Source organism: Flavobacterium sp. (assembly GCF_041392085.1).
Lineage (GTDB): Bacteria > Bacteroidota > Bacteroidia > Flavobacteriales > Flavobacteriaceae > Flavobacterium.
Window position 1 is genome coordinate 1 of record NZ_JAWKMW010000011.1, and the last position, 24,487, is coordinate 24,487.

General features: G+C 34.9%; 23 protein-coding genes. 5 read left to right on the top strand and 18 right to left on the bottom strand.

The features are described from left to right. On the top strand, window positions 1-522 hold a 522-nt coding region (locus R2782_RS10375; RefSeq protein ID WP_371268173.1), incomplete at its 5' end, for a tail fiber domain-containing protein. Between the two features lie 67 nt (window positions 523-589). Here R2782_RS10375 and R2782_RS10380 read toward each other — a convergent pair. Beyond that, window positions 590-2,059 carry a histidine kinase gene (locus tag R2782_RS10380; RefSeq protein ID WP_371268174.1) on the bottom strand — a complete coding sequence of 490 codons (1,470 nt, stop codon included), beginning with the start codon at window positions 2,057-2,059 and terminating at the stop codon, window positions 590-592. Beyond that, complete coding sequence (locus R2782_RS10385; protein WP_371268175.1) at window positions 2,059-2,796, bottom strand: LytR/AlgR family response regulator transcription factor; 738 nt, start codon at window positions 2,794-2,796, stop codon at window positions 2,059-2,061. Before R2782_RS10385 ends, R2782_RS10380 begins: the two co-directional genes overlap by 1 nt. Before the next feature lie 307 nt (window positions 2,797-3,103). On the opposite strand from R2782_RS10385, the gene R2782_RS10390 reads away from it, so the two are divergent. Then, window positions 3,104-7,297 carry a tail fiber domain-containing protein gene (locus R2782_RS10390; RefSeq protein ID WP_371268176.1) on the top strand — a complete coding sequence of 1,398 codons (4,194 nt, stop codon included), beginning with the start codon at window positions 3,104-3,106 and terminating at the stop codon, window positions 7,295-7,297. A gap of 58 nt (window positions 7,298-7,355) precedes the next feature. On the opposite strand, the gene R2782_RS10395 is transcribed toward R2782_RS10390, so the two are convergent. From R2782_RS10395 to aspS, 10 genes are all read right to left on the bottom strand, one after another. Next, window positions 7,356-7,787 (bottom strand): LexA family protein, encoded by a 432-nt coding sequence (locus R2782_RS10395; RefSeq protein WP_371268177.1) that lies wholly within the window; start codon window positions 7,785-7,787, stop codon window positions 7,356-7,358. 65 nt (window positions 7,788-7,852) lie between these two features. Next, window positions 7,853-9,118 carry a Y-family DNA polymerase gene (locus R2782_RS10400; RefSeq protein ID WP_371268178.1) on the bottom strand — a complete coding sequence of 422 codons (1,266 nt, stop codon included), beginning with the start codon at window positions 9,116-9,118 and terminating at the stop codon, window positions 7,853-7,855. Window positions 9,119-9,241: 123 nt separating this feature from the next. Then, a complete protein-coding gene (locus R2782_RS10405) occupies window positions 9,242-9,745 on the bottom strand; it encodes an N-acetyltransferase family protein (protein WP_371268180.1) in 504 nt (167 codons plus the stop codon). Between the two features lie 49 nt (window positions 9,746-9,794). Beyond that, window positions 9,795-10,271, bottom strand: coding sequence for a hypothetical protein (locus R2782_RS10410; protein ID WP_371268181.1), 477 nt, complete (start codon window positions 10,269-10,271; stop codon window positions 9,795-9,797). Beyond that, on the bottom strand, window positions 10,264-10,959 hold the full coding sequence (locus tag R2782_RS10415; RefSeq protein ID WP_371268182.1) for a hypothetical protein: 696 nt from the start codon (window positions 10,957-10,959) through the stop codon (window positions 10,264-10,266). The genes R2782_RS10410 and R2782_RS10415 overlap by 8 nt, the downstream gene beginning before the upstream one ends. 38 nt (window positions 10,960-10,997) lie before the next feature. Next, window positions 10,998-11,501: a hypothetical protein gene (locus tag R2782_RS10420; protein ID WP_371268183.1), complete on the bottom strand. Its 504-nt coding sequence runs from the start codon at window positions 11,499-11,501 to the stop codon at window positions 10,998-11,000. 14 nt (window positions 11,502-11,515) lie between these two features. After that, window positions 11,516-11,992, bottom strand: coding sequence for a hypothetical protein (locus R2782_RS10425; protein ID WP_371268184.1), 477 nt, complete (start codon window positions 11,990-11,992; stop codon window positions 11,516-11,518). Between the two features lie 267 nt (window positions 11,993-12,259). Beyond that, window positions 12,260-12,457 carry a cold-shock protein gene (locus tag R2782_RS10430; protein ID WP_129462785.1) on the bottom strand — a complete coding sequence of 66 codons (198 nt, stop codon included), beginning with the start codon at window positions 12,455-12,457 and terminating at the stop codon, window positions 12,260-12,262. 85 nt (window positions 12,458-12,542) lie between these two features. Then, window positions 12,543-12,776 (bottom strand): hypothetical protein, encoded by a 234-nt coding sequence (locus R2782_RS10435; RefSeq protein WP_371268185.1) that lies wholly within the window; start codon window positions 12,774-12,776, stop codon window positions 12,543-12,545. A gap of 3 nt (window positions 12,777-12,779) precedes the next feature. Then, complete coding sequence (gene aspS, locus R2782_RS10440) at window positions 12,780-14,531, bottom strand: aspartate--tRNA ligase (protein WP_371268186.1); 1,752 nt, start codon at window positions 14,529-14,531, stop codon at window positions 12,780-12,782. 223 nt (window positions 14,532-14,754) lie between these two features. Here aspS and R2782_RS10445 point away from each other — a divergent pair, with 223 nt between their 5' ends. Further along, entirely contained in the window at window positions 14,755-15,108 is a 354-nt protein-coding gene (locus R2782_RS10445; protein ID WP_371268187.1) for a toxin-antitoxin system YwqK family antitoxin, read from the top strand. A gap of 48 nt (window positions 15,109-15,156) precedes the next feature. Here the strand turns inward: R2782_RS10445 and R2782_RS10450 are convergent, their stop codons facing one another. The 5 genes from R2782_RS10450 to R2782_RS10470 form a co-directional block, all read right to left on the bottom strand. Then, window positions 15,157-15,726: a hypothetical protein gene (locus tag R2782_RS10450; RefSeq protein ID WP_371268188.1), complete on the bottom strand. Its 570-nt coding sequence runs from the start codon at window positions 15,724-15,726 to the stop codon at window positions 15,157-15,159. A gap of 81 nt (window positions 15,727-15,807) precedes the next feature. Then, window positions 15,808-18,984 (bottom strand): efflux RND transporter permease subunit, encoded by a 3,177-nt coding sequence (locus R2782_RS10455; protein ID WP_371268189.1) that lies wholly within the window; start codon window positions 18,982-18,984, stop codon window positions 15,808-15,810. An 88-nt stretch (window positions 18,985-19,072) separates the two neighbouring features. Further along, on the bottom strand, window positions 19,073-20,134 hold the full coding sequence (locus tag R2782_RS10460; RefSeq protein ID WP_371268190.1) for an efflux RND transporter periplasmic adaptor subunit: 1,062 nt from the start codon (window positions 20,132-20,134) through the stop codon (window positions 19,073-19,075). 33 nt (window positions 20,135-20,167) lie between these two features. Further along, window positions 20,168-21,499: a TolC family protein gene (locus tag R2782_RS10465; RefSeq protein WP_371268191.1), complete on the bottom strand. Its 1,332-nt coding sequence runs from the start codon at window positions 21,497-21,499 to the stop codon at window positions 20,168-20,170. A gap of 10 nt (window positions 21,500-21,509) precedes the next feature. Continuing rightward, window positions 21,510-22,106, bottom strand: a complete 597-nt coding sequence (locus tag R2782_RS10470) for a TetR/AcrR family transcriptional regulator (protein ID WP_026712181.1) — start codon at window positions 22,104-22,106, stop codon at window positions 21,510-21,512. 178 nt (window positions 22,107-22,284) lie between these two features. Here R2782_RS10470 and R2782_RS10475 point away from each other — a divergent pair, with 178 nt between their 5' ends. Together R2782_RS10475 and R2782_RS10480 are read left to right on the top strand one after the other, a co-directional pair. After that, window positions 22,285-23,259 (top strand): polyprenyl synthetase family protein, encoded by a 975-nt coding sequence (locus R2782_RS10475; protein WP_371268192.1) that lies wholly within the window; start codon window positions 22,285-22,287, stop codon window positions 23,257-23,259. A gap of 255 nt (window positions 23,260-23,514) precedes the next feature. Next, the gene (locus tag R2782_RS10480; RefSeq protein ID WP_371268193.1) at window positions 23,515-23,865 is read left to right on the top strand and encodes a hypothetical protein; all 351 of its coding nucleotides are present in this window, start codon (window positions 23,515-23,517) and stop codon (window positions 23,863-23,865) included. Here the strand turns inward: R2782_RS10480 and R2782_RS10485 are convergent. After that, window positions 23,849-24,394 (bottom strand): hypothetical protein, encoded by a 546-nt coding sequence (locus R2782_RS10485; RefSeq protein WP_371268195.1) that lies wholly within the window; start codon window positions 24,392-24,394, stop codon window positions 23,849-23,851. The genes R2782_RS10480 and R2782_RS10485 overlap by 17 nt on opposite strands. Window positions 24,395-24,487: the final 93 nt, after the last annotated feature.

The window sequence follows — 24,487 nt, forward strand, 5'->3', positions numbered from 1 at the left end:
TATCAATTTCAAATTAACAGGTTCATGCCTATGAATGATGGCGTTATCAATTTAGGACAAGGTGCTAACAAATGGAATACAGTTTTTGCTCAAAATGGAGCTATCAATACAAGTGATGTAAGACAAAAGAAAAATATTAAAAATTTATCGTATGGTTTAGATAAGCTAATGCAACTTAGACCAGTTAGCTTCGAATGGATAAAAGATGATGGTAGCGGGATGAAATTGGGGTTAATTGCACAAGAATTACAACAGGTGATTCCGGAAGTTGTTAGAGATTGGGATTGGGAAGAAGATGAACAAGGCAACCGCAAAAAAGTAGCTTCGTCTGTTTTAGGTGTGTATTACAGCGATTTGATTCCGGTGTTAATTAAAGCTACACAAGACCAACAGAATATTATTGAACAACAAAACAAAAAAATTGAAAGTCAGAAAAATGAAATAGAGTTATTAAAACAACAATTTCAAAAACAATATACGGATGTGTTGGAGAAAATAAAAAAATTAGAGGAAAGTAAATAATTGGAAATTAGTTTTAGTGGTTGATCCCCTTCTGGCGAGTGGTTTGCGGAAGGGGATCTTTTTTATATTAACTGAGCCATAAAATAACTTTTGTACCTATAGGTTTATTATTTTCATCTTTTAAATCGATAATTTCTAAAGTATATGTCAATTGATTTTGCAGATTAAAATTGTTTAATCGTTCAAGACTAAATTCAATTCCCAAAGAGTCTTTTTTAAAGGAGTTCATTTTGTTTTCTTTCGCTTTTTCTCGACCTATTCCATTATCTTGAATAAAAAGTCCGGTTTTATTATTATTGCTTATACATCCAATTTTTATCTCTTTATGACCCTCTTTTCGCATTAAACCATGCCAAATTGAGTTTTCAACAAAAGGTTGTAAAATCAATCCGGGGATTCTTTTTTCTGTCATTTTTGCATCATCCAATTTTTCAAAAATCAATGAAATAGCATTGTTAAAACGAATATTTTCGATGGTTAGATACAGTTCAATAACTTCTAATTCTTCCTTTACAGTAATGTATTCTCGTTTGGAAAATTCTAAAATATTCCGAATGAGTTTAGAAAACTTATTCAGGTAATACACCGCTTTTTCTTTATTGTTTTCGATAAAGTAAACTTTAATTGAATTTAAGGCATTAAAAATGAAATGAGGATTCATTTGACTACGTAACGCATCTAACTTGAGGTTTAGAATTTCATTTTCATATTGTGATTTCAGACGCTCAATTTTTTCACCTTCAGATTTTTCTAATGTAGAACGAAGAAGTTTTTCTTGTATTAATAATTTGTCTTCTAAGTCTTTTTGATGTTTTTCTTTTAGCTCATTAAGTTTGGTTTTCTCTAAGATAACGTTTTGTTGCATTATAATTTTTTCAGAATAGATGTTTTTAATTTTAAAGGCCAATGCTGTCATGAAAAGCAATGATTCAACAAAAACACCAATTAATAAATAGGTTATTGGTGCAATAGAGTAATCATTGATTAATGTTTTATACAATGCAAATAATACAAACACTGTGTAAATCAGTGTTCCGCAAAGCACTAACTTAGAAAGTGTATTTTTTATAACATAGACATTTTTTAAAAAATAAAGACCATAGATAGTAAGTAAAGGTGTAAATAGATATAAAAAATAATTCTTGATAAAAGCGGTATCGTGCAAAACAATCGAAAGAAAAAAAAGAAGGATAGCAATAATTAAATTAACAGTTAAAAATCTAACAAAATAGGTAGTTTGTTTTTTGTAATGGTTGTATAAATCCAACAGATGAATATAAAAAAACACCATCATTGTATTATATATGATTTGATTCATCCAATTAAGAGCAAAAAAACGACTATTGGCATACCAAGATATAATAGGTTCAATGTAAACCGTTTTTGTAGATAAGTAAAATAGTAAAAAAAGATTGTAAAGAGCGTAATATTTAAATGCTTTCTCTTTCGTTTGGTTGTAAATAATTAAACTTAATATAAAAAAAACAACTAATGCAGAAATGACAATATGCCATAAAATAAGTCTTGCTTCGTGCATTACAACTTGTTTAAAAGTTCATCTTTTTTCTGGCGAGAAACAGGAATAATCACATCATGATGTAAAACTACATATTGTTCCGATTTATTAAACTCAATCAATTTGTTCAAATTAATAATAAAACTGTTATGAACTCTGGCAAAAGGATAATTTAATAGTTTTTCCTCAACAGCTTTGAGATTATGATTAATTAATTTCTTTTTCGTTTTGTCAAAATAAATAAAACTATTATTGCCCTCGCTTTTTGCATATAAAATATCATCAGCATCGTAAAAAAACAATTTACTATCTGAATTAAAGCTTAATCGCTGATAATTTGGATTTGTTTTACTCGTAAAATCAAAAAGTATTTTTTCAATATCAATTTGTGATTTCTCTTGGTCTATTTCAAATTTAATTTTGTCAATACAATCCTTTAAATCATCACTGTCTATGGGTTTTAATAAGTAATCAAACGCTCTTTTTTTTATGGCTTGAATAGCATATTGGTCATAAGCCGTTGTAATAATTATTTTTATGCTTTTTTGAGGACAAAGATCAATAAATTGAAACCCATTTAAACCCGGCATTTCAATATCTAAAAAAACAATATCAATAGTGTTTTTTTCGAGATATTTTAAAGCGTCAAAAGGATCTGAGAATTGACCAACTACTTTTATATCAGTGCAAAAAGTTTCAATTTCCCATGCCAAACTTTTTAGGGCATTCAATTCATCATCGATTAAAATGGCATTCATACTGCTTAAAAAAGAGGATTAACTATGCAATATACTAAATAATGTATTTGGTTTTATTGTTTTGTATGGATGGTTATTATTAGGTGATAAATGACAGGGATAATAGTTTTTTCAGGGATTTAAATAATTAGCTTTAAGAGCAAGTAGTAAATCAAATTATCACAAATAACTGACCAATCAAGGTTGGTTTTTTGCCTAATTTCATTTTATGTTATTAAGATAGTATGTATATTTTGAAATTTGAAGTAAAATTTAACCACATTCATTACTAAGTCAAATTTGTTCAATTAGTCCATTATTCATATTTATGAGAATAATTAAGATAAGAAAAAATGTTGTGCTGTTTTTTTTGTTAGCTACTAGCAGCATTTTTGCTCAAGTAGGAATCAACACAACAGTACCCAATGCTCAATTAGAAATTAAATCGTCAAGCGAAACAAATCCGGCAAATACGGACGGAATATTAATTCCAAAAGTTGATGCTTTTCCATCAACCAATCCGGGAGTCGCTCAACAAGGAATGATGGTTTATTTGACCACAACTTTCGGCAGTAATCCGCCCGGATTTTACTATTGGGACAATGGGACTACAACATGGATGGCCGTAAAAGGAGCAGATGGAGGTACACTTGACCAAGCGTATGATTTTGGTGGATCCGGTGCAGGAAGAACAATAATTGCCGATAATGGAGCAGTTACCATTTCTGGAACGGATGGTTTTGTTTCAACAGGCGTTTTAAACAATGGGATTGTAGCACCTCTTGGTGGGGGGGTAAAAATGTATTGGAATCCAAGAAAAGCAGCATTTAGAGCTGGTAGTATAGGTAGTACTCAATGGAATGATTCTAATGTCGGAACGTATTCTGTAGCTTTTGGAAGAAGCACTATTGCGTCTAGTAATTCAACAACAGCATTTGGCGATAATACCGAGGCATCTGGATTGAATTCAACAGCATTTGGTTATCTTACACGAGCGTTAGCAACTAATTCAACAGCTTTTGGTAATAATACAACCGCGTCAGGTATTAATTCGACGGCTTTTGGACTTGATTCAACAGCTAGCGGAACAAATTCAACAGTTTTTGGACAAACAAACGGTGCTTTAGGAGCAGCTTCAACGGCATTTGGCAACGGGAATCTTGCTCAGGGCAGTAATACTATTGTTTTTGGAAATAATTCAACTGCAAATGGCGAATATTCAATCGCATATGGCTTTGAGAACAATTCCTTTGGGTATAAATCTATTGCTTCAGGGGTTTCCAATTCTACAGCCTCTTTCGGAGAAACTGTTTTGGGAGTTGGAGCAACGTCATATACTCCTTCAACTGGTGGTGTAGGTTTGTTTCGAACTGCAAATGCCACTGACAGATTATTTGTCATAGGAAATGCTATTGATGCAAACAACAATAATGTTGTTGATAATGCTGAACGCAGTGATGCAATGATTGTATTAAAAAATGGTTTAACTCGTTTACCTTCAACCACCAATGCCCTGATTGATGGATCTGACGGTAAAGCGGTTGTTACAAAGGAATGGGTTGAAGCAAATACAAACAATACGGCATGGAGCTTAACAGGAAATTCAGTAACTTCTACAGACTTTATTGGAACTACAAATAACCAAGACTTAGTGTTTAAGAGAAATAATAGTGAGGCCGGAAGAATATCTTTACAGAATACTTCATTTGGAATTTATACGCATGAAAATCTTTCCACAGGTTTATTCAATGTGGCTTTTGGTCATGAAGCAAGTCAAAATATTACAACGGGCTCCTTAAATACAGCAACAGGTTACGCTGCCTTAAACAACACGACTATTGGTGACTCAAATACTGCAGTAGGTAGTTTGTCAATGGCAACAAATACTTCGGGGGCATTAAATTCTGCCTTTGGCAGAGAGACTCTATATTATAACACTTTTGGATCTCAAAATAGTGCTTTTGGTGTATATGCACTTCATAGTAATACCACGGGTAATTGGAATGTAGCTATGGGAGCATTTGCACTGAATGATAATTCTACAGGTCAGAGAAATGTTGCAATAGGAAATAATGCATTAAACCAAAATACAATTGGTGGAAATAATGTAGCCATTGGGTTACGTGCTTTAACAAGTAATACAACGGCAAGTAATAATACTGCTGTGGGAACTTATTCTTTAGAAAACAATACTATAGGACAGAATAATGTTGCATTAGGAGTATATGCTTTACGTGATAACATTTCAGGTTCTTCCAATAGTGCTATAGGTAATAATGCATTACTTAATAATACGATAGGAAATTCCAACACTGCTATTGGGATTAATGCCTCTTATAACAATACAACTGGTATTGGAAATACTGCTCTAGGATTTAATACTTTATATTCAAATAGTATAGGAGGCGGTAATGTGGCTGTAGGTAATCAATCTCTTTTTTCTAATACGGGCGGTAATAATACAGCAATAGGAAACTTAACAATGTATGATAATACTACCGGTGCAAGCAATGTTGCAGTAGGTCTTGCGGCTTTAAATAATAATACTACTGGGAGTTCAAATGTATCTATTGGTAGTGAAAGTTTGTTATATAATACTACCGGGTCAAATAATGTAGGAATTGGCCAACATGCACTCTTATTTAATACCGCATCTGGAAATACTGCGGTTGGATTTAATGCATTGCGAAGTAATACTACTGGAGTAAATAATGTGGCATTCGGGAGTAGATCGTTATTTTCTAATGTAACAGGTAATGCAAATACTGCATTGGGATATGACAGTCTTACAGACAATAGAGCAAATAATAACACAGGAATCGGAGCAGGATCTTTACAGTATAATACCTTGGGAACAGGAAATACTGCTGTTGGTAGTTATAGCTTAAATCTTAACACAACGGGATTTCAAAATGTCGCTGTTGGAAGTGGAACGCTTAATTCTAATACAACCGGAATAAACAATACTGCGTTGGGTTTTAGTGCTCTAGTTTTTAATACTTCGGCCAGTGACAATGTGGCTGTGGGGTCATATGCTCTAGGAACAAATAGTTTAGGTGTAAGAAACACTAGTGTTGGAGCAGCCAGTTTGCGATTTAATTCAACAGGCAATAATAATGTAGCCTTAGGATATTTTTCAATGTATAGTAATACCACAGGCTTTAATAACGTTTCAATTGGTACTGAATCTTTGCGAAGTAATACCACCGGAATATACAATACAGCGATAGGAAATAATGCACTTTATGGTAATTCTACTGGGACATACAATACAGCAATAGGAAGTCAGGCCTTAGGGTCTAATACTACAGGAACCCAAAATACTGCAACAGGGACAAATGCACTTTTACAAAATACTACGGGTAATTACAATACCGCAAATGGAAATGGTTCACTACAATTAAACACGACAGGGTATAATAATGCTGCATTTGGTTCAGGCACCTTGTATAATAATACACTCGGATTTGAAAATACAGCGTTGGGTTACCAAAGTTTATGGTTTAATACATCAGGAAATAATAATACAGCTGTAGGTAATCAAGCGTTGTTTAATAATAGCTTGGGAACAAACAATTCAGCCTTTGGAAATGATGCATTAGGGAATAACACCGTAGGAACCTTTAACACAGGTGTTGGATATAATGCGGAAACAGGTACAACTAATTTAACGAACGCAACTGCCATAGGGGCGAATGCTTATGTGCAAACAAGTAATAGCATGGTGTTAGGCTCTATTGCAGGAATTAATAGTGCTACTAATAATACTAATGTTGGAATTGGCACAATAGCTCCAAATGCCAGATTACAAGTAGAAGGTGGTTCAATCTTTAACGAAACGGGAGCCGATGTCGATTTTAGAATTGAAGCTGACACGGAAATCAACATGTTTTTTGTAGATGCTAGTGACGATGCTGTAAAAATTGGCACCAATACCGGGACAGCAGAGCTCTTAAAAGTAGGTGATATTACCGGTGACGGCATTCAGATTGGATCTTTTGAAGTAATTGAAGACGGCGGTGCTTCTACTTTACAAGTAAATTCAAATTTTATTCCGGATGCCAATAACCTTTACGATATTGGTAACGGAACCAATAGATGGCAAGATATTTTTGCAACCAATGGCGTCATTCAAACTTCCGATAGAAATACAAAAACGAACATCGAAAACATGAATTACGGGTTGGAAGAAATTTTAAAACTTAGACCGGTATCCTTCAACTGGAAAGAGTATCCCAACGGTGCAAAGAAACTTGGATTTGTTGCACAGGAATTATTACCGATTTTGTCTGAAGTTGTTAAAACGGAAGACTTGGTATTACAAGAGGATGGGACTGTAAAAACCGAAAAATTACCCTACATGGGGGTTTATTATTCAGATATAATACCTGTTTTAGTGAAAGGAATTCAAGAACAGCAGGAAATTATAAAAAAACAACAGGACGAAATAGAACGACTTAAAAATGTTGAGGTAAAACTCCAACAAATTGTACAACGGTTAGAAGTTTTAGAAAAGAAATAAGTTTTGGAAGTTTGGTTAGTGGTTGTCCCTTTCGTTAGTGGTTTGCGAAAGGGATTTTTTATATTTTTTTTATTATATACGTTACTATGCCCCAAATGATTAATTGGTTTTCTTCCGTGATTTTGATGGGTTCAAACAGTTTGTTTTCCGGGATTAAAAAAACTTCTTTTTGGGTTACTTTAATGCGTTTTACAGTGAATTCACCGTCTAAAAAACAAACCGCAATTTTGTTGTTCTTTGGTTCCAAACTGCGGTCGATAACCATAATATCGCCATCATCTATGCCCGCACCAATCATTGAGGTTCCTGAAGCTTTTGCATAAAAAGTAGCTTCTTTGTTTTTGATTAAAACAGCATCCAAGCTAATTTTTGTTTCATCAAAATCCGCCGCCGGTGAAGGAAATCCGGCCTTAATCCCCGCTGTAATAAACGGAAGTTCAATCGGATTGTCCAGATCGGGACGAAAAAATATAAGTTTGGTCGTTGTCATAAATTAATTTTCAAATTGTCTAATTCTCCCTCATTGGCTAATTGACATATTATCCCATTGCCACATTAACCAATTTTCACCTTAAACACATCCCGAATATCCGTCGTATATTTCGGCGAAAGCAAATTTTGTTTCATTTTCCAAGTCCGTTGCAAATCCTGATTGGCCAATCGGATTTTGCGTTCGCCAGTTTTTTTATGAAAAGCATCCATCACTTCCATGATTTTTTGGTGTTTCGGATTTTCTTCTTCAAACAAATGAAATTGCTTTTGGTCTTGCGGAATAATTTGCGTGACAATCACTCCCGCTTTTTTATAAATTTCACCCTCTTCAAAAATTTCTTTCAACATTTTAACAACCAATGTACTTATTGTTAAACTGGAATTACTCGCAAAAGGCAAGGTTTCCATTCTATAAAAATTATATTTTGGTTTATCGACTTTGTATTTGTCTTTCCGCAAATATAAAATCACGCCATAACAACAGGAATTTTGTTTGCGAAGCTTCTCCGCACAAACGGAGGCAAAAGTAGAAACACGTTCTTTCATTTCATCAAACGTAGTAATGTTCCCATCGAAACTACGCGTGATAGCGATGTTTTTACGGTCTTTCGGCTCCTCGAGTTCTAAAACGGATTGGCCCAATAATTCCAATCGCAATCGGTTACCTACTACACCCATTTCTTTTTTGATAAATGCTTCGTTGTGTGGCAAGGTAAAATCATAAGCGGTATGAATGTTTTGGGCTTTCATCTTCTTGGTTAACCGAAAACCAATGCCCCAAACGTCTTCAATTTTAGTCCATTTTAAGCCTTTGATACGTTTTTCTTCGGTGTCAATCACATAACTTCCCATGGTTTGTGTTGGAAATTTTCTAGCAATTTTGTTGGCCACTTTTGCCAAAGCTTTAGTAGGAGCAAAACCCACGGAAACGGGAATGCTTAACCATTTCAACGTTCGCCTTTTTATTTCTAAACCATATTGTTGATAGTTAGTGATAGGTAGGCCGTTAAAGTTTAGAAAAGCTTCATCAATACTGTACACTTCTACATGAGGGGTGAATTGTCCTAAAACTGACATCACCCGGCTGCTCATATCGCCATACAACGCATAATTGGATGAAAAAACGGTGATGTTTTTCTGTTTGAGTTCTTTACGTACTTTAAATTCCGGAGCTCCCATCGGGATGCCTAATGCTTTGGCTTCGTCACTGCGAGAGATAATACAACCGTCGTTGTTCGACAAAACAACAATGGGTTTTCCGTTCAGTTGAGGTTGGAAAACACGTTCGCACGAAGCATAAAAATTGTTACAATCCACTAAAGCATACATGATGTAAAGTTAATCGATTCTTCTTTTTATAGGAAGCAAACGAATGTTAATATTGATAAGAATTTAGATATTGGAAGTTGGGAGTTTTCAGTCACAGTTTTTAGTCACCTGACAACCGACAACTCACAACACCTTCTCATACGCACGTCTCGGACTTCCTCTAAAATGTACAATACCACAAAATACAAAACCTGCTTTTTCAAAGATCTTCATCATGGCAAAATTGTCGTGGTTAGTGTCGGCTTTCAAGCTGTGTATGTTGTTGGTTAACGCAAAAGCTTCGATATGTTCGATCATTTTTTTGGATAAGTTTTGTCCGAGATAATCTTGAGCAATCGCTACCCGATGAAAAACGACAAAATCACTATTTGTCAACCATTCGCCTTGCAAGTTGTCATATTCCGGTTCGTCGTTGATTAAAACAGCAGTATAACCTACAACAATTTCACCATCAGTCAGTACATAACCAATTCCTTTTTCAATATCGGCTTGAATGATTTCCGGGTTGGGATAACCGTCTTGCCATTGGTTACTGCCGTCGACTTTTCGGCGGAGAATTGCGTTTTGTAGGATGGTCCAGATTTGTGAAGCATCGGTGTGAGCGGCTTTTCGGAAGTGGTTGTGCATTGTGCGTAGAATTCTGTTAAAGATTAAAGGTGTGAAATGGAGGCGGTTTTTAATAGTATCCTTTTTTTCCAATACCAATAGTCCAGAAAAATTCATTTCCTAGGTTATCCACAAGTTCTTGTCTCCAAAATGACAAGTCTAATTGTTTGAAAATAAAAGAGTAAGGGAGTTCTTCGTTGCTATGGTCATAATCCGTTTGATATGCTGATTTTACCTTTTCAATCAATTCCGGAACAGGTGTTTTGAAAACGTTTACATCATCTAAAAACACGTTTAGATGTTCGGCTTCGTTACCGTGAAATTCAAGGTATTCTACTTGTAAGTTGGCATCATAATGTATCTGAAATTCATTTTCAAAATAGGTGTCTTTGGCCGGATTGTCTATTTTGATGTCGTCAAATTCAAATACCGATGCTTCTTCAGTGTGAAATGGCGTTCCTAAAATGCTTCTGACGGTTTCTCTATCCATCCCGAAATGAATCTCGTTTGTTCCAGAATGTAGAACTATTTCAATTTTTTTAAACATTGCTTTCAATGGTTAGTTTTACAACCGTTTTTAAGATTTCGTTTTTATATCTGATGGCTTCATATTCAAAATCAAACTTCATCGTAATTTCGAGTTCGATAAAATCGTTTTCCAATTCTAGGAACTTCATTTCTGGTACATCCACCGGATTGTGAACATTTTTCAAATAGACCGAGCCGTCAATATAGCCATCGTTAGGATTTAAAGGAAAAGAAACGGTTTTTCCGATGTAGCTTGACAAAGTTTCGGGTAATTCAATCGCGTATAAATCCACAGAAGTAGAAACGATTTCATTATTCAAAACAAATTTTGAAACAGGCAGAATAATGTTATAATAATTCCCTTCTTCTTTGTTGAATTCTCCTTGCAGAAATTTCCATTTTGTCACCGAAAAATCAGCAGTCAAATCGGGATAATCATTTGGGTTTTCTTCTGGTTCTTGTAGATCGAGATAGGTTTTTCCGTTTTCAAATTCGGCAACAATGTCTTCAATATATTCAGTAGTTGGTTTGGCACCGTATTTCCAGAAAATTTCCATCATCCGAAAATCATCGGTATAAGAAGCCCATTCGATACCCGTGACATCATTGTTTACAATGGCATTGGCATCAAATCCGTTTTCTAAAGCGTTTTCAACGGCTTGGTAGTTTTGTTCTACAATGAAATTTAGTATTTCTTTAGGTGTCATTTTATTGTAATTTGTGTATTAAAAAGTTGGTAACATATTTAAATATAATTTTCAGAATCCTCTCTGTAATAACCTAATTTTTCTTTATACGATTTTAAATACTTATTGAGTTCAACAGAATCCAGTTTACCACCGTTTTCAACTTCCGATAACCAGTCCGACCATTCTATGGATGATAAGACTAATCCCATTATTCTTGTTGCGGCATAATATTCGGATTGAGTGAGTTCCGGAAAACGCTTTGCTACTCTTTTGGGGATTTTATGCTCTGATTCCCATGTTATATAATCAAATAGTTCAGGTAGAGAAATGTTTTTATCTTTGATTTTTAGTCCCTGACTTATAACTTCATCGCTCTCATCCGCTATTTCTTCTCCCCATTCAATCGTATCGACAATTTGCCACATTTCTTTAGATGTTGAGCCATGTAAAAGAAATCCAACTCTTAGGTTTTCAGAAGCATCTGCTAAATCTTCTTTTTTTGTTTTTTGAAGAGAATATTTTTTTAAAAAATGGATTAATACTTGTTTGCCGCTTGCCATTTTGTATGTATTTTTTATTCTGTTATTTCTTTCTTTAGTTGTTCCACACCAATTTGTGTGAGTTTGTTTTGGAGGTTATCAAAGGTAAATATAATTTTCACCTTATCGATATGGTAAAACAAACTCGTTACATTCCCGAAAAATGGATTTTTAATATTTCTTTTATCCTTTGGCTTTCCTGCTTTTTGCTCTATTTCTGCTAAACTGTCTTGGAACGTAACATCAAAAGGTAAACTGTCAAACACCTTTTCGGAAGCGTCATAGATGAAAAAATTGGTAAATACAGGCTTTCCTCCACGTAGAGGTTTTTCAGAATCACCTTCACGAATCATTCGTTCGTTGGTAAACCCCAATTCTAATTTAGAATCTTTGCATCGGATGAATTGAAGTTGGCTATTGTATTTAGTTGCATTAGGAAAATTTTCTGTTCTGAATTGTTCAAACTCAGGATTGGATAAGTATTTTCCAAAATAGTTAGTTAATTTATTCATTGAATGTATTTAATTCATTTTTTTATCAAAATGAGGATTCTAAATTGATGTAAAAATAATAAAATGACTACAAAGGCAACAGGTTTTTTGTGAAGCACTACCCTTGTGGGCACGCCCAAATTATTTTGCTGATTTTTACAATTTTTTAAATCTGCGGTCAAAAAAATAACGAACTGATGAATGGTGAATAACGAATGATGAAATAAAAAAAACGTCCCGATTGCTCGAGACGTTTACCATTCATTCGGTAATCTAAATAATTGTATATTATTCGATCACAGCTACTTGAGCTGCTACTTTACCTTTTCTTCCTTCTTCTTCTTCATACGAAACTCTGTCTCCCTCTCTTAGCTCTTCAGCTTTGATTCCGGTTGCATGAACAAAGATGTCTTTACCGGTTTCTTCATCAGTGATGAATCCGTAACCTTTTGACTCATTGAAAAATTTTACTGTACCTGTACGCATTGTGTAATAAAAAAAAATTAATAATGCCCAAAGGTAAACTATAAATAAATACGAATGTTAAAACAATGTTACTTTTTTGTGAAAATTATTGATTTTCAGTATTTTCAATGTTTTTGTTATCGTTTTTTAAAACGAAGTCGGTTAATTTCTTGTTTTTATAACGATGCCACAAAAAGAGCGGCATAAGTACCAATGCAATGATTAAAACTCCTATACCAACCCATTTATCCCCTTCATTTCCAGCAGCGTTTTTAATGTAGTAGCCATAACCAATAAAAGCTAAAGCCGTACAAAAAATGATTCGGATAGCAATTTTCATAACTTATTTCACATTTAGTTTGATGTGCAATTCCTGTAGTTGATGCTCATCAATTACCGATGGAGCATCTATCATTACATCGCGACCACTATTGTTTTTTGGAAAAGCGATGAAGTCACGTATGGTCTCTTGACCGCCTAAAATAGCAACTAATCTATCCAAACCAAAAGCCAAACCTCCATGAGGAGGAGCTCCATATTGAAATGCATTCATCAGGAATCCGAATTGATTTTCGGCTTGTTCGGGTGAAAAACCCAACAGCGAGAACATACTACTTTGTAAATCACGGTCGTGGATACGTATCGAACCGCCACCTATTTCATTTCCGTTTAACACCATATCGTAGGCATTGGCACGCACTTTTCCTGGTTCGGTTTTAATCAATTGCATGTCTTCCGGTTTTGGTGAAGTAAACGGGTGATGCATGGCGTGGTAGCGTTGCGTCTCTTCGTCCCATTCCAATAATGGAAAATCGACTACCCAAAGTGGAGCGAATTCGTTCGGTTTTCGCAAGCCTAAACGAGTGGCAACTTCCATCCGAAGTGCTGATAATTGTGTTCTGGTTTTATCGGCTTTTCCGGAAAGAATTAAAATTAAATCGCCCGGTTTTGCATTGGTGATTTCGGTCCATTTTTTTAAATCGGTTTCGTCATAAAACTTATCCACAGATGATTTCAAACTGCCATCCAATTCATATTTAACATACACCATCCCGGAGGCACCGATTTGTGGACGTTTGACCCAATCAATCAACGCATCGATTTCTTTTCTGGAGTAGGAAGCACATCCGGGAACGGCAATTCCGACTACTAATTCGGCTGAATTAAATACGGCAAAATCTTTATGTTGAGCCACAGCGTTTAACTCGCCGAATTTCATTTCAAAACGAATGTCCGGTTTGTCGTTTCCGTATGTTTTCATGGCATAATCGTAGGTAATTCTTGGGAATTTCTCTACTTCAACTCCTTTGATTTCTTTTAATAAATGACGCGTTAATCCTTCAAAAACATTTAAAATATCTTCTTGTTCAACGAATGCCATTTCGCAATCAATTTGAGTGAATTCTGGTTGACGGTCGGCACGCAAATCTTCGTCTCTAAAACATTTTACGATCTGAAAATATTTATCCATTCCGCCCACCATCAACAATTGTTTGAAGGTTTGTGGCGATTGCGGAAGTGCATAAAATTGACCTTCGTTCATGCGACTGGGAACGACAAAATCTCTGGCTCCTTCCGGGGTAGATTTAATCAAATAAGGTGTTTCAATTTCACAAAAACCTTGTTTTGATAAATAATTTCGAACTTCCATAGTCACTTTATGACGGAAAATCAGGGAGTTTTTGACTGGATTTCTTCGGATGTCTAAATAACGGTATTTCATGCGAATGTCTTCGCCACCATCTGTTTCATCTTCTATTGTAAAGGGAGGAAGTTGTGCTGCATTCAAAACGGTCAATTCCGAAACCAAAATTTCAATATCTCCGGTAGGAATATTTTTGTTTTTGGCTTCACGTTCGATAACTATACCTTTTACTTGAATCACAAATTCGCGACCAAGCGTTTTAGAAGCTTCAAAAACGGATTTTTCAGTGCGACTTTCATCAAATATTAATTGCGTAATACCGTATCGATCGCGTAAATCGACCCAATTCATAAATCCTTTGTCACGAGATTTTTGTACCCATCCAGCTAACGTTACTATCGTATTGATGTGTGTACTGTTTAATTCTCCGCAAGTATGACTTCTATACATGTTAATTCTAATTTTTTGAGTTGCAAAAGTACTATTTTGTTTGAAGATTTTTAGTTTTTTAAGACAAAAGGTAATTGGATGAGGAATAAAAGAATTCATCGATAATCGTTTCTTAATGTTAAGTTTTATTGTAATGTTACCAAATTGTTAAGCAAAAGTTTTTTTATTGTAAAATAATATGTATATTTGTTTAGTAATTGTTAACCTACTAAAAAGAAAGAATATGAAAAAGTTATTTGTTACAATGATGTTAGTGTTCTCAGGGGTTGTATTTGCTCAAGAGAACAATGCAAAACATGAAGTGGTTGACCAAATGGTTAAGTCAACGTTTTATCACGATAATGGTCTTGTGCAACAAGAAGGTTTTTATAAAGACGGAAAAGTACATGGTCAATGGGTTTCGTATGATGAAACTGGTAAAAAAGTGGCAATGGGTCAATATCAAGACGGAATGAAAATTGGTAAATGGTTTTTTTGGACAGGTACCGATTTAACGGAAGTTGATTATTCTGATAGCCGAATTGCACAAGTGAAAAAATGGTCGCAAGGGGCTATTGTGCAAGTGAATAAAAATTAACTATATCTAAACTCAACCTTAAAAGAGCTTCAATTTTGAAGCTCTTTTTTATTGTATTTTCTTTTTGTTGCGATTAAGTTCTTTAAAGGAGGAAATTATTTTTGCCATTTTTTCGGTGTGGTCATCTTTCCGCTTGAGCTCGGTCCAATTCACTATTTGATAATAATGTTCTTTTCCTTTGATAAAGCCAAGTTGGTAATAAACATTTAATCCGTCAACTGTTCCACTTACGGTCATTAGTTTTGCTTCTAAACCATTAATTTTAGTGCTTTCTAAGGGTGATAACTTTCCGTTTTTTATTGCTGCAGACAAGTTGTCTTTCAATAAATAAGCATATCCGTTTAAATCAGGAGAATAATTTCCTTTGAGTAGAAAATCAAACTTTACCATGTCGTTAAAGTCGGCAATAGGTTCATCAATCACAATCGTATAAAATTCGTTAAAAATATTTTGGTATTGCAACGAAGCATCTTCATGCAAATTATCGGCTTTGGAAAGTGTTTTGGGTAATTTAATTTCATATTGCCCTTTAATTTTGATGGATTGAATTTCTTCATTGGCACAACTTACTATCAAGAAGGAAATTAAAATACAACAGCTCATTCTGATTTTTTTCATATAAAAATTTTATGCAAGATAAAAAAAACCACGCTTTCACGTGGTTTAATTGGTTGATTTGTTTGTGGAATTAAAAATAGTTTATGAATGTTTTGGCGTGAACCCGTCATCACTTAACTCCTTATGCTCATAATCAGCAATCATTTCTTGAGCATAATCTGTTTTTTGTTTGTTTTTTCTGAACCTGTTTGTGATTCCTTCAAATACAGAATATACAACAGGAACAATAACAAGAGTAAGGAATAATGACGAAATAAGTCCTCCGATAATTACCCAAGCCAGTCCGTTGTTCATTTCAGCTGCAGCTCCTTTGGCAATCGCAATCGGAATCATACCGAAAACCATCGCAATAGTAGTCATCATAATCGGACGTAACCTTGCGTGATTCGCCTGAATAAGAGCTGTTTTTGTTGTCTCTCCTGCTTCTTTTCTGTGGTTGGTAAAATCGACAATCAAAATTGCGTTTTTGGCAACCAGTCCGATTAGCATAATCATACCCAATATAGTGAATATGTTTAGCGAATTATTTGTAAGTGCCAGAATTGCCATTACACCTATCAGAGCAAGCGGAATTGAAAATAACACCACAAACGGATGCACATAACTGTTATACAAAGCAACCATTACCAAATAAACCAAGATGATAGCAGCCAGTAAAGCAATTCCTAATGTTCCGAAACCTTCTCCTTGCATTTCCATATCTCCACCCCAAACATAGCTAACTCCTGTTGGTCTTTCTAATTGAGAAAATGCTTTTTCCCATTCTGCTGCCACGTCTCCAACAGCACGTCCGATAACTTGAGAACGAACCGTTACAGAAGGACTTTTGTCTCTACGTTCCAAAACACTTGGTCCTGAACCTTGTTTTACATCGGCAAATTGTTCTAAACGGATTTTTTCTCCGTCTTTATTGACAAATATAATATTGCTTACATCATCAATGTTTGAGCGGTTAAATTCATCATATCTGATGTTGATGTCATATTCGTATTCTCCTGCTCTGAATTTTGCATCAGTATTTCCTGAGAAAGCGGTTTGCATTGTCATACCGACTGTTGATAAATCCAGACCTAAACGGGACATTTTATCTCTATCTACTTTTACTTCGATTTCCGGATTTCCGTCTTCGACAGAAAGTTCTACTTCTGATGTTCCTGCAATTTTTAATAATTCTGCTTCTGCTTTTTTGGCAAAATCCATAGCACTTTCAAGATCAGAACCCACCACAACCAACTGCAAAGGTGCATCATCAGCTCCCATAATTCCGATAGGTACAATTGTGATTTTGGCATCAACTAAGTATTCTTGTAATTCTCTTTTTAGTTTGGCTGCATAAATAAACGTGTTTTCAGCTCTCAAAGATTTATCGACCAATTTTACGCTAACCTCAGACTTATAAGCAGTAGCTTGGGTAGAACCAAATCCTCCGCTTGTTTCTCCGACTTTGGTAATCATATTAACAATTTCGGGCTTTTCTTTAAGATACTTCTCTGTTCTTTGCGTAATAAAATTGGTTTGTTCGATTGAAGCATCTTTCGGAAGTTCTATCTGAACCAAGAATTCTCCTCTGTCCATTTTAGGGAAAAATTCTCCTCCTACAAATCCTCCTAATCCAAAAATAGAACCAAAGAATAAAAATACAGCTATCAATAATGTGGTAAGTTTGGTTTTCCAGCTTTTCAAGGCCCATTCCAATATTCCTGAAATCCAGTGTGTAAAAGCAGTAATTCTTGCTTCAAACCAAAGGATAATTTTTCCGAAAATGGTTTTGTCTGATACGTGTTCTAATTTTCCGAATCTTGAAGAAAGCCAAGGAACGAGTGTAAATGAAGTCAAGAACGAAAAAGCTGTTGCAATCATTACCGTTACCGCAAACTGACGGATAATATTTGATACCAAGTCGTTACTCAAAGTAATCGGTAAGAATACTACAATAATAACGAGGGTAATACCCACAACGGTAAATCCGATTTCGGAAGCTCCGTCATAAGCAGCACGAACCTTGTTTTTACCCATTTCCATATGCCTGTGAATATTCTCCAAAACCACAATAGCATCATCGACCAAAATACCTACAACAAGAGAAAGAGCAACCAAACTCATCAAGTTCAGGGTGAATCCCATAAAGTAGATTCCGATAAAGGTTGCAATAAGCGAAGCAGGAATCGTAATCATTACAATAAAAGCATTTCTTAAACTGTGTAAGAACAAAAGCATTACGGCAGCTACCAAGAAAATAGCCAGGAAAATGTCAAAAATTACGTTGTTGGCAGCAGTTAGGGTAAAATCACTTGTGTCATCTGCAATAGCTAATTTCACGTTGTTTACTTCGTAATCTTTTTCGATGCCTAAAGCTGTTTTTCTGACCAATTCACTCACGGCTACCGCATTGGCATCAGATTGTTTCATAACCTGAATCAAAATAGTATTCTGTTGGTTGTTACGAGCTAATTTTTCAACGTCTTTTTGAGTATCTCTAACTTCTGCTACATCTTTTAAACGAATTTGGATTCCGTTTTTTTCTTTGATAATTAAATTCTGAAGTTCCGTAACATCTTTGTATTTTCCAGCCAGACGAATAAGTGTTGTGTTTTCTCTTGTCTTAACATTTCCGGTAGGGAAGTCAAGATTTGAAGCCATCACGACCTGTCTGATTTCAGGTATAGAAAGTCCGAAACCTTCTAATTTTTCCTGATTGATGTTTACCTGAATTTCTCTTTCTTCTCCTCCGATAAGGTTCACCTGTGCCACTCCCGGAACACGAGAGAGTGCAGGCTGGATTTTCTTGTCGATTAAATCAAAAAAAGCAACTTCGTCCATATCTCCCGTAGCTGCAATTGTCATAATCGGTAAATCGTCCATTGAGAATTTAACGAGTGAAGGCGGATCAGCATCATCAGGTAAATCAGCCAAAATTGCATTTACTTTACGTTGAGCATCGTTCAAAGCATAATCGGTATTAGCTCCAGGATTGAGTTGAATCATTACAACCGAAATACTCTCAAATGATTTAGAATCAATTTTCTTGATGTTTTCTAACGAAGAAATCGCATCTTCAACTTTTTTGGTAACTGTATTTTCTATTTCAGAAGGAGATGCTCCCGGATAAACCGTAGAAATCGTAATCATATTGGTCTCGAATTTCGGGATAAGTTCGTAACCTAACTGATTGTAAGTAAAAAGTCCGCCCAATGTTAAAATCGTGAATAACACGACTATTATCGTGGGACGTTTTATTGATATTTCTGCTAATTTCATATATTTTTCTTTTTAGATGAAAGAAGAAAGAGTCAAGAAGAAAGACTTGTGTCTTTTCTCTTGTTTCTTATTTCTTTCCTCTTTGTTCTTATTTCACAATATTAATTTTTGCTCCGTCGGTAAGATTGATAATACCGCTTGTGATGACTATATCTCCTGCTTTTAGTCCATCAAAAACTTCAACCGTATCTCCGAAGTTTCTTCCTGAAACGATTTTAGTCAGATGGGCCACTCCTTCACGAGCTACAAAAACTTCGTTGTTCGCAATACTTCCAACAAAAGCAGTTCTTGGAACAACCGTAATTGGAGTTTGATTTTTTGATTTTTCTCCGAATATTGCAGAACCGTACATTCCTGCTCTCAAGTCGTTGTTTGGGTTGTTTAATACTTCTATCTCTACAGGAAAGTTTAGTGACTCATCAGCCATTGCAGCGATAAAAGTTACTTTCCCTTTAAACTCTTTATCAGGATAAACACTTGCTTTTATGCTAACTTCATCTCCAACTTTGATGTTGGCAACTTGGTTTTCGGTAGCATTAGCTTTTAGCTTTAGTTTTGAAACATTTACAACATCAAAAAGTGGAGCTCCTGGTGCTACAACTGTTCCAGGTTCAATATGTCTTTTATTTACAATCCCGTTGATTGTTGATTTTACATTACTGTCTCCCACATTGATCTTAGCTTGGTTCAGTCTTGCTTTAGCTGATTGTAATTGTAAATTCGTTTGATCGAGCTGCTGTTGGGTTACTCCACCGGTTTTATATGCACTTTCGAAACGTTGAGCATCTTTTTGGGCTGTCAGATAAGCGGCTTCAGCATTTTGTAATTCTACCGATTGCAGATCAGCTTTTATGACAGCAAGGTTTTGCCCTACTGATACTCTTGCCCCTTCTTGAACCAATACTCGAACTACTTGTCCGCCTCTTTCAGAAGATAATTTTAAATCCTGAAATGGTGCAAAATTTCCATTAGCTCTGTAGCTTGCATCAACAACTTCGGTTTTAATAGTGTCAACGCGGACAGCAACATAAGCACTTTGTTCTGCCACAATAGCTGTTTCTTCGGCTTGTTTTTGTTTGTTTCCGGCTAAAGTAAAGCCAGCCCAGACAATAAGGGCAATTACGATAAGGATATAGATTATTTTTTTCATTTTTATATGATTGAGGTTTGATATTGATTTTTGTTATCTTAAGGAATTAAGTTCCCCTTTTGACTTTATGAGTTCGATTTCTGCTACTTTATATTCTAACAAAGCATTCGAAAGATTGTTTTTGGCATCTGCCAGAGCATTTTCGGCTTCAATTAAATCTGTTAAAGTAGCCAGCCCGTTTACGTAATTGTTATTTGTATTGTCAAGAACTTCCTGTGCTAATTTTACATTTTCTTTTTGATTCTCTATGGTTATAACACTATTATTAATTTGCGTTTTAGCATTTTCAAAAGCGAGATTAAGAGCTTGTTCGGTTTCTTGCATATCAACTTCAAGAACATCCAGTTGGTTTTGAGCCTGACGAACCTGAGAGCGTGTACGGAATCCGCTAAAAATAGGAATATTTAAATTTAATCCGATTGTTGCATAATCTGTCCAGAATAATCCGTCCGCAGGCTTGGCTCCTGATAGAGGAAATTTTTCTCCCAACCCCTGATAGCTATAATTTCCTGTTAAAGACAAAGTTGGATAATAACCTGCTTTAAATGATTCCTTATTATAAATTAAAAGCTGCTTTTGGACCTCTAACGCTTGATACTGAGAGAGCTGTTTTACATTTGGATTTTCGAGTAAAACAGGAGTTATTTCAATTCTTTCTTCAATGAGTGTTATTGGATTTTCAATTTGCATTCCGATGAGAAACTTTAAAGAGTTTTCCTGAAGTTTGACCACATTCTCCAGTTGTTGCTTAGAAGATTTTAGATTAACAACTGTTACTTTAATTCTGTCTAAATCTACTTTTTTAGCTAATCCGTTATCAAATAACCCTTGAACAGTATTTTGAACCTTTGCAGTGTTTTCTAATGTTTCATCTACGGTTTCCAGTTTTTGCCTGGTAATGAAAATTTGGTAATAACTTTTAGAAACAGCTTCGATCACTTGTTCTTGAGTAAGTTGTTCGTTTACTTTATAAAACTCGCGGGTAGTCTTGGCAGCTTTCAGCCCTGTAAAAACTGAATAGTCAAACAAATTTTGTGAAAGATGGATCCCTCCGATAGCGGTCCATTTCTGCCCGAAAGCAACGAGAAGTGTCTGTCCCGGAAGCCCAACAATTTCCCCTGGCATTGCCATTTCCTGTAAAATAGCATTATACATTAAGTTTCCCTGAGCAGAAATTTGGGGCAAAGCTCTTGAACGGACTTCGCCAATTAAATGTTCACTGTTTTCTACGCTTAATTTGGCTTTTTTTGCATCTGCCTTATTTTCTAAAGCGTAATTTATGGCATCTTTAAGTGAAAGCGTTTTTGCTTCCTGTGCATTTACCGATAAAGTAAACGCTATTAACATTAAAATTACTTTTTTCATTGATTGATGATTATATATTGAGGTTAGATAGTTGATTTTCAAGCTCTTCAATGCCTTTTGGTGTCGATAATGCCCTTGTGTGGTATTCTAATGCTTTTAATTCCAATGCTGAGGTCTCTTTTTCAAGAACAGTAGATTCGTTGATCTGAAAAATAAGCAGATAATAAAATTTCGAATAGAGTTCAATATCTACCTCCGGTCGATATAAACCCTGCATAATTCCTTTTTCAATATTTGCTCTGAACCACACCTTGCATTCTTCAATCTGTCTGAAATATACCTTGTCGTAAATTTCAGGATAGTGCTTTTTTAACTGATATACCGGCGACGTTTCTGAGGATTTGAATAGCTCCTTAAACGTTTGTCTTATTTGAAAGTTCTCTTTAATGGCATTGTGTTTTTGCTGAAAAATTTCTGACATGGTATGGTTAATATCATTGTGAACCTTTTCAACGGTTTCTTCAATCAGGACTTCTTTGTTGCAAAAAAACTTGTAAATTGTTTTTTTTGAAATAGCCATTTCATTAGCAATGTCATCCATTGTAATACTTTTAAAACCTAATTTTAAGAATAGTTCAGCCGCTTTTTCAATAATTTTCGTTTTCATTTATTCATGATCAAATTTCGCCGGCAAATGTAAGAAGGAAACTTTTAACACCAAAATAGTTTCCAAAGTATTTGCATTTATTTAACATTTGTTTTTCGGTGTAATTATTGGTCTGGTTTCTGCATTCGGTTTTTTTTGGTTTTCTTTGTATTCCATTAAACTAAAAATTTTTTTTCCAATGCATTCTATTGCGGTTTATCAAGATCATTTTCTTGCTCATTTAGAAAATCAGAAAATTTTAAAAGAACCTAAAAATCTGTATGAACCAATAGATTATATTTTGCGTTTAGGCGGAAAAAGAATGCGTCCGGTTTTAACCTTACTATCGACCGAGGTTTTTGATGTTGATTTTAAAAAAGCACTTTCTGCGGCAACAGCTGTAGAAGTTTTTCATAATTTTTCATTAGTTCACGACGATATTATGGACGATGCTCCTTTGCGTAGAGGAAAAGAAACCGTTCATGAAAAATGGAACTTGAACACCGGCATTTTATCTGGAGATGCTATGTTGATTTTGGCTTATCAATACTTTGAAAGTTATGAACCAACAATCTTTAGAGCATTAGCAAAATTATTCAGCAAAACCGCTTTAGAAGTTTGCGAAGGTCAGCAATACGATGTTGATTTTGAAACACGTGATGATGTAACAATTCCCGAATATTTAAAAATGATTGAATTTAAAACCGCTGTTTTGGTTGGAGCTGCGATGAAAATGGGAGCAATTATCGCTGAAACTTCGGAAGAAAATGGTAATTTAATTTATGATTTTGGATTGAATTTGGGCATCGCCTTTCAATTACAAGACGATTATTTAGATTGTTTCGGAAGTCCGGAGACCTTTGGAAAACAAGTAGGTGGCGATATTATTGAAAACAAAAAAACCTATCTTTATTTAAAAGCGATTGAATTTGCAAAATCAGAAGAACGTGAGCAATTGCTACATTTATATTCCATTCAGCCGAGTGATAATTCCGAAAAAATTGAATCAGTAAAAGAATTTTTTAATCATACCGGAGCAGCAAAAGCAACACAACAAGCAATAGAAGATTACACGACAAAAGCTTTTGAAACTTTAACCAAAATGCAAATTGGCGAAGATAAAAAATTGGTTTTAAGAGCTTTTGGAGAAAGGTTGATGAAGAGGGAGGTTTAGTTTTTCAGTCTCAGTCACAGTTTTCAATTTTTTTGTCATTCCGCAAGATGACGAAGTCGGAATAGGACACGAGCTATGGCGAATTGGCGAAGCAATCTCCTGTTAGCAGGTAGTATATTGAAAAGTAGTTGTCATAAAATAAAGTCCATTTTCGTTTGCGAATAAAGAAATCATCTTAAATCCATTCAATCCAACCAATCCGAGTGCCATTAAAGATCAACAATCAGCAATCAAAAATTATCAATCGTTAATAAAATGTATCCCATTCCAACATCAACCGACCACTTATTAAACGTAGCAGAAAAAGAAAATCTTTACCTCAAACTCATTGAACAACTCAACAAAGATTTCAATTTTGCCAATGAACCGGTTGATTTTCCGTTAAGTACATCGCCAAACGAATTAAAAGTTCAGTTGCACGAAAAAATATATCGACTCATTCAATACAAATTTGCCGAATATTTGAATTTGCTTTATATCATCGATGTTTCGGAAGAAGAAGTCAAAAAACTCAACGGCGATGATATTGCCGAACTGGCTGAACAAGTGACTTTCCTAATTTTAAAAAGAGAATGGCAGAAGGTTTGGTTTAGAAATAAACTCTAACAAACGGCATCCAAGCCTCAGAATACACATTTCGATTGTTGTTGTGCAATACATTATAACGTAAACCAATGGTTACATTATTCGTTTGATAACCGGCTCCTAAAAACAGACCTGTGTTCCAAAAATTGTCTTTTACAGAATTGAAACTGTTTTCGTAAGTAGTATTTACACGCAATTGCTCTAACTCAGCAGAAAGTTGGATTTCCGGAATGGGATTTCCCAAAACAATCATGCTCGCACCATAAATATACGATTCAAAATAATTCTTTTGTTTTACATAACTTCCTTGAACACCAAAACCTAAACTGATATACTGATTAAAATCATAAATTGCTCCGGGAGCAATGGTAATATCAGTATAATTATTTCCAATCGCTAAACCCAAACCACCCCCAAACCTTACTTTTGACCAAAAGGTACTTTTTTTATCTGTAGAAGCAGATTGTTGAGACTGGGCAAATGTGTTTTCTACGTAAAAAATAAAGACGAAAATTAAAATTAAATGAAGTGATTTTACAACGTTTTTCATATCTATATCTTTTTAGCAATTTAAAACATAAAAGTATGTAAAAATAAATGAAAGATAATTGCAATTATTGTACTTTTGCAAAACTATTTTTAA

Excerpts from the sequence above, each read along its gene's own strand:
- R2782_RS10475 (WP_371268192.1), top strand. The coding sequence starts at position 22,285 with ATGCATTCTATTGCGGTTTATCAAGATCATTTTCTTGCTCATTTAGAA.
- R2782_RS10470 (WP_026712181.1), bottom strand. The coding sequence starts at position 22,106 with ATGAAAACGAAAATTATTGAAAAAGCGGCTGAACTATTCTTAAAATTA.
- R2782_RS10415 (WP_371268182.1), bottom strand. The coding sequence starts at position 10,959 with ATGACACCTAAAGAAATACTAAATTTCATTGTAGAACAAAACTACCAA.
- R2782_RS10485 (WP_371268195.1), bottom strand. The coding sequence starts at position 24,394 with ATGAAAAACGTTGTAAAATCACTTCATTTAATTTTAATTTTCGTCTTT.
- R2782_RS10465 (WP_371268191.1), bottom strand. The coding sequence starts at position 21,499 with ATGAAAAAAGTAATTTTAATGTTAATAGCGTTTACTTTATCGGTAAAT.
- R2782_RS10450 (WP_371268188.1), bottom strand. The coding sequence starts at position 15,726 with ATGAAAAAAATCAGAATGAGCTGTTGTATTTTAATTTCCTTCTTGATA.
- R2782_RS10455 (WP_371268189.1), bottom strand. The coding sequence starts at position 18,984 with ATGAAATTAGCAGAAATATCAATAAAACGTCCCACGATAATAGTCGTG.
- R2782_RS10420 (WP_371268183.1), bottom strand. The coding sequence starts at position 11,501 with ATGGCAAGCGGCAAACAAGTATTAATCCATTTTTTAAAAAAATATTCT.
- R2782_RS10390 (WP_371268176.1), top strand. The coding sequence starts at position 3,104 with ATGAGAATAATTAAGATAAGAAAAAATGTTGTGCTGTTTTTTTTGTTA.
- R2782_RS10435 (WP_371268185.1), bottom strand. The coding sequence starts at position 12,776 with ATGAAAATTGCTATCCGAATCATTTTTTGTACGGCTTTAGCTTTTATT.
- R2782_RS10430 (WP_129462785.1), bottom strand. The coding sequence starts at position 12,457 with ATGCGTACAGGTACAGTAAAATTTTTCAATGAGTCAAAAGGTTACGGA.
- R2782_RS10445 (WP_371268187.1), top strand. The coding sequence starts at position 14,755 with ATGAAAAAGTTATTTGTTACAATGATGTTAGTGTTCTCAGGGGTTGTA.
- R2782_RS10405 (WP_371268180.1), bottom strand. The coding sequence starts at position 9,745 with ATGCACAACCACTTCCGAAAAGCCGCTCACACCGATGCTTCACAAATC.
- R2782_RS10480 (WP_371268193.1), top strand. The coding sequence starts at position 23,515 with ATGTATCCCATTCCAACATCAACCGACCACTTATTAAACGTAGCAGAA.
- R2782_RS10385 (WP_371268175.1), bottom strand. The coding sequence starts at position 2,796 with ATGAATGCCATTTTAATCGATGATGAATTGAATGCCCTAAAAAGTTTG.
- R2782_RS10380 (WP_371268174.1), bottom strand. The coding sequence starts at position 2,059 with ATGCACGAAGCAAGACTTATTTTATGGCATATTGTCATTTCTGCATTA.
- aspS (WP_371268186.1), bottom strand. The coding sequence starts at position 14,531 with ATGTATAGAAGTCATACTTGCGGAGAATTAAACAGTACACACATCAAT.
- R2782_RS10460 (WP_371268190.1), bottom strand. The coding sequence starts at position 20,134 with ATGAAAAAAATAATCTATATCCTTATCGTAATTGCCCTTATTGTCTGG.
- R2782_RS10410 (WP_371268181.1), bottom strand. The coding sequence starts at position 10,271 with ATGTTTAAAAAAATTGAAATAGTTCTACATTCTGGAACAAACGAGATT.
- R2782_RS10395 (WP_371268177.1), bottom strand. The coding sequence starts at position 7,787 with ATGACAACGACCAAACTTATATTTTTTCGTCCCGATCTGGACAATCCG.
- R2782_RS10425 (WP_371268184.1), bottom strand. The coding sequence starts at position 11,992 with ATGAATAAATTAACTAACTATTTTGGAAAATACTTATCCAATCCTGAG.
- R2782_RS10400 (WP_371268178.1), bottom strand. The coding sequence starts at position 9,118 with ATGTATGCTTTAGTGGATTGTAACAATTTTTATGCTTCGTGCGAACGT.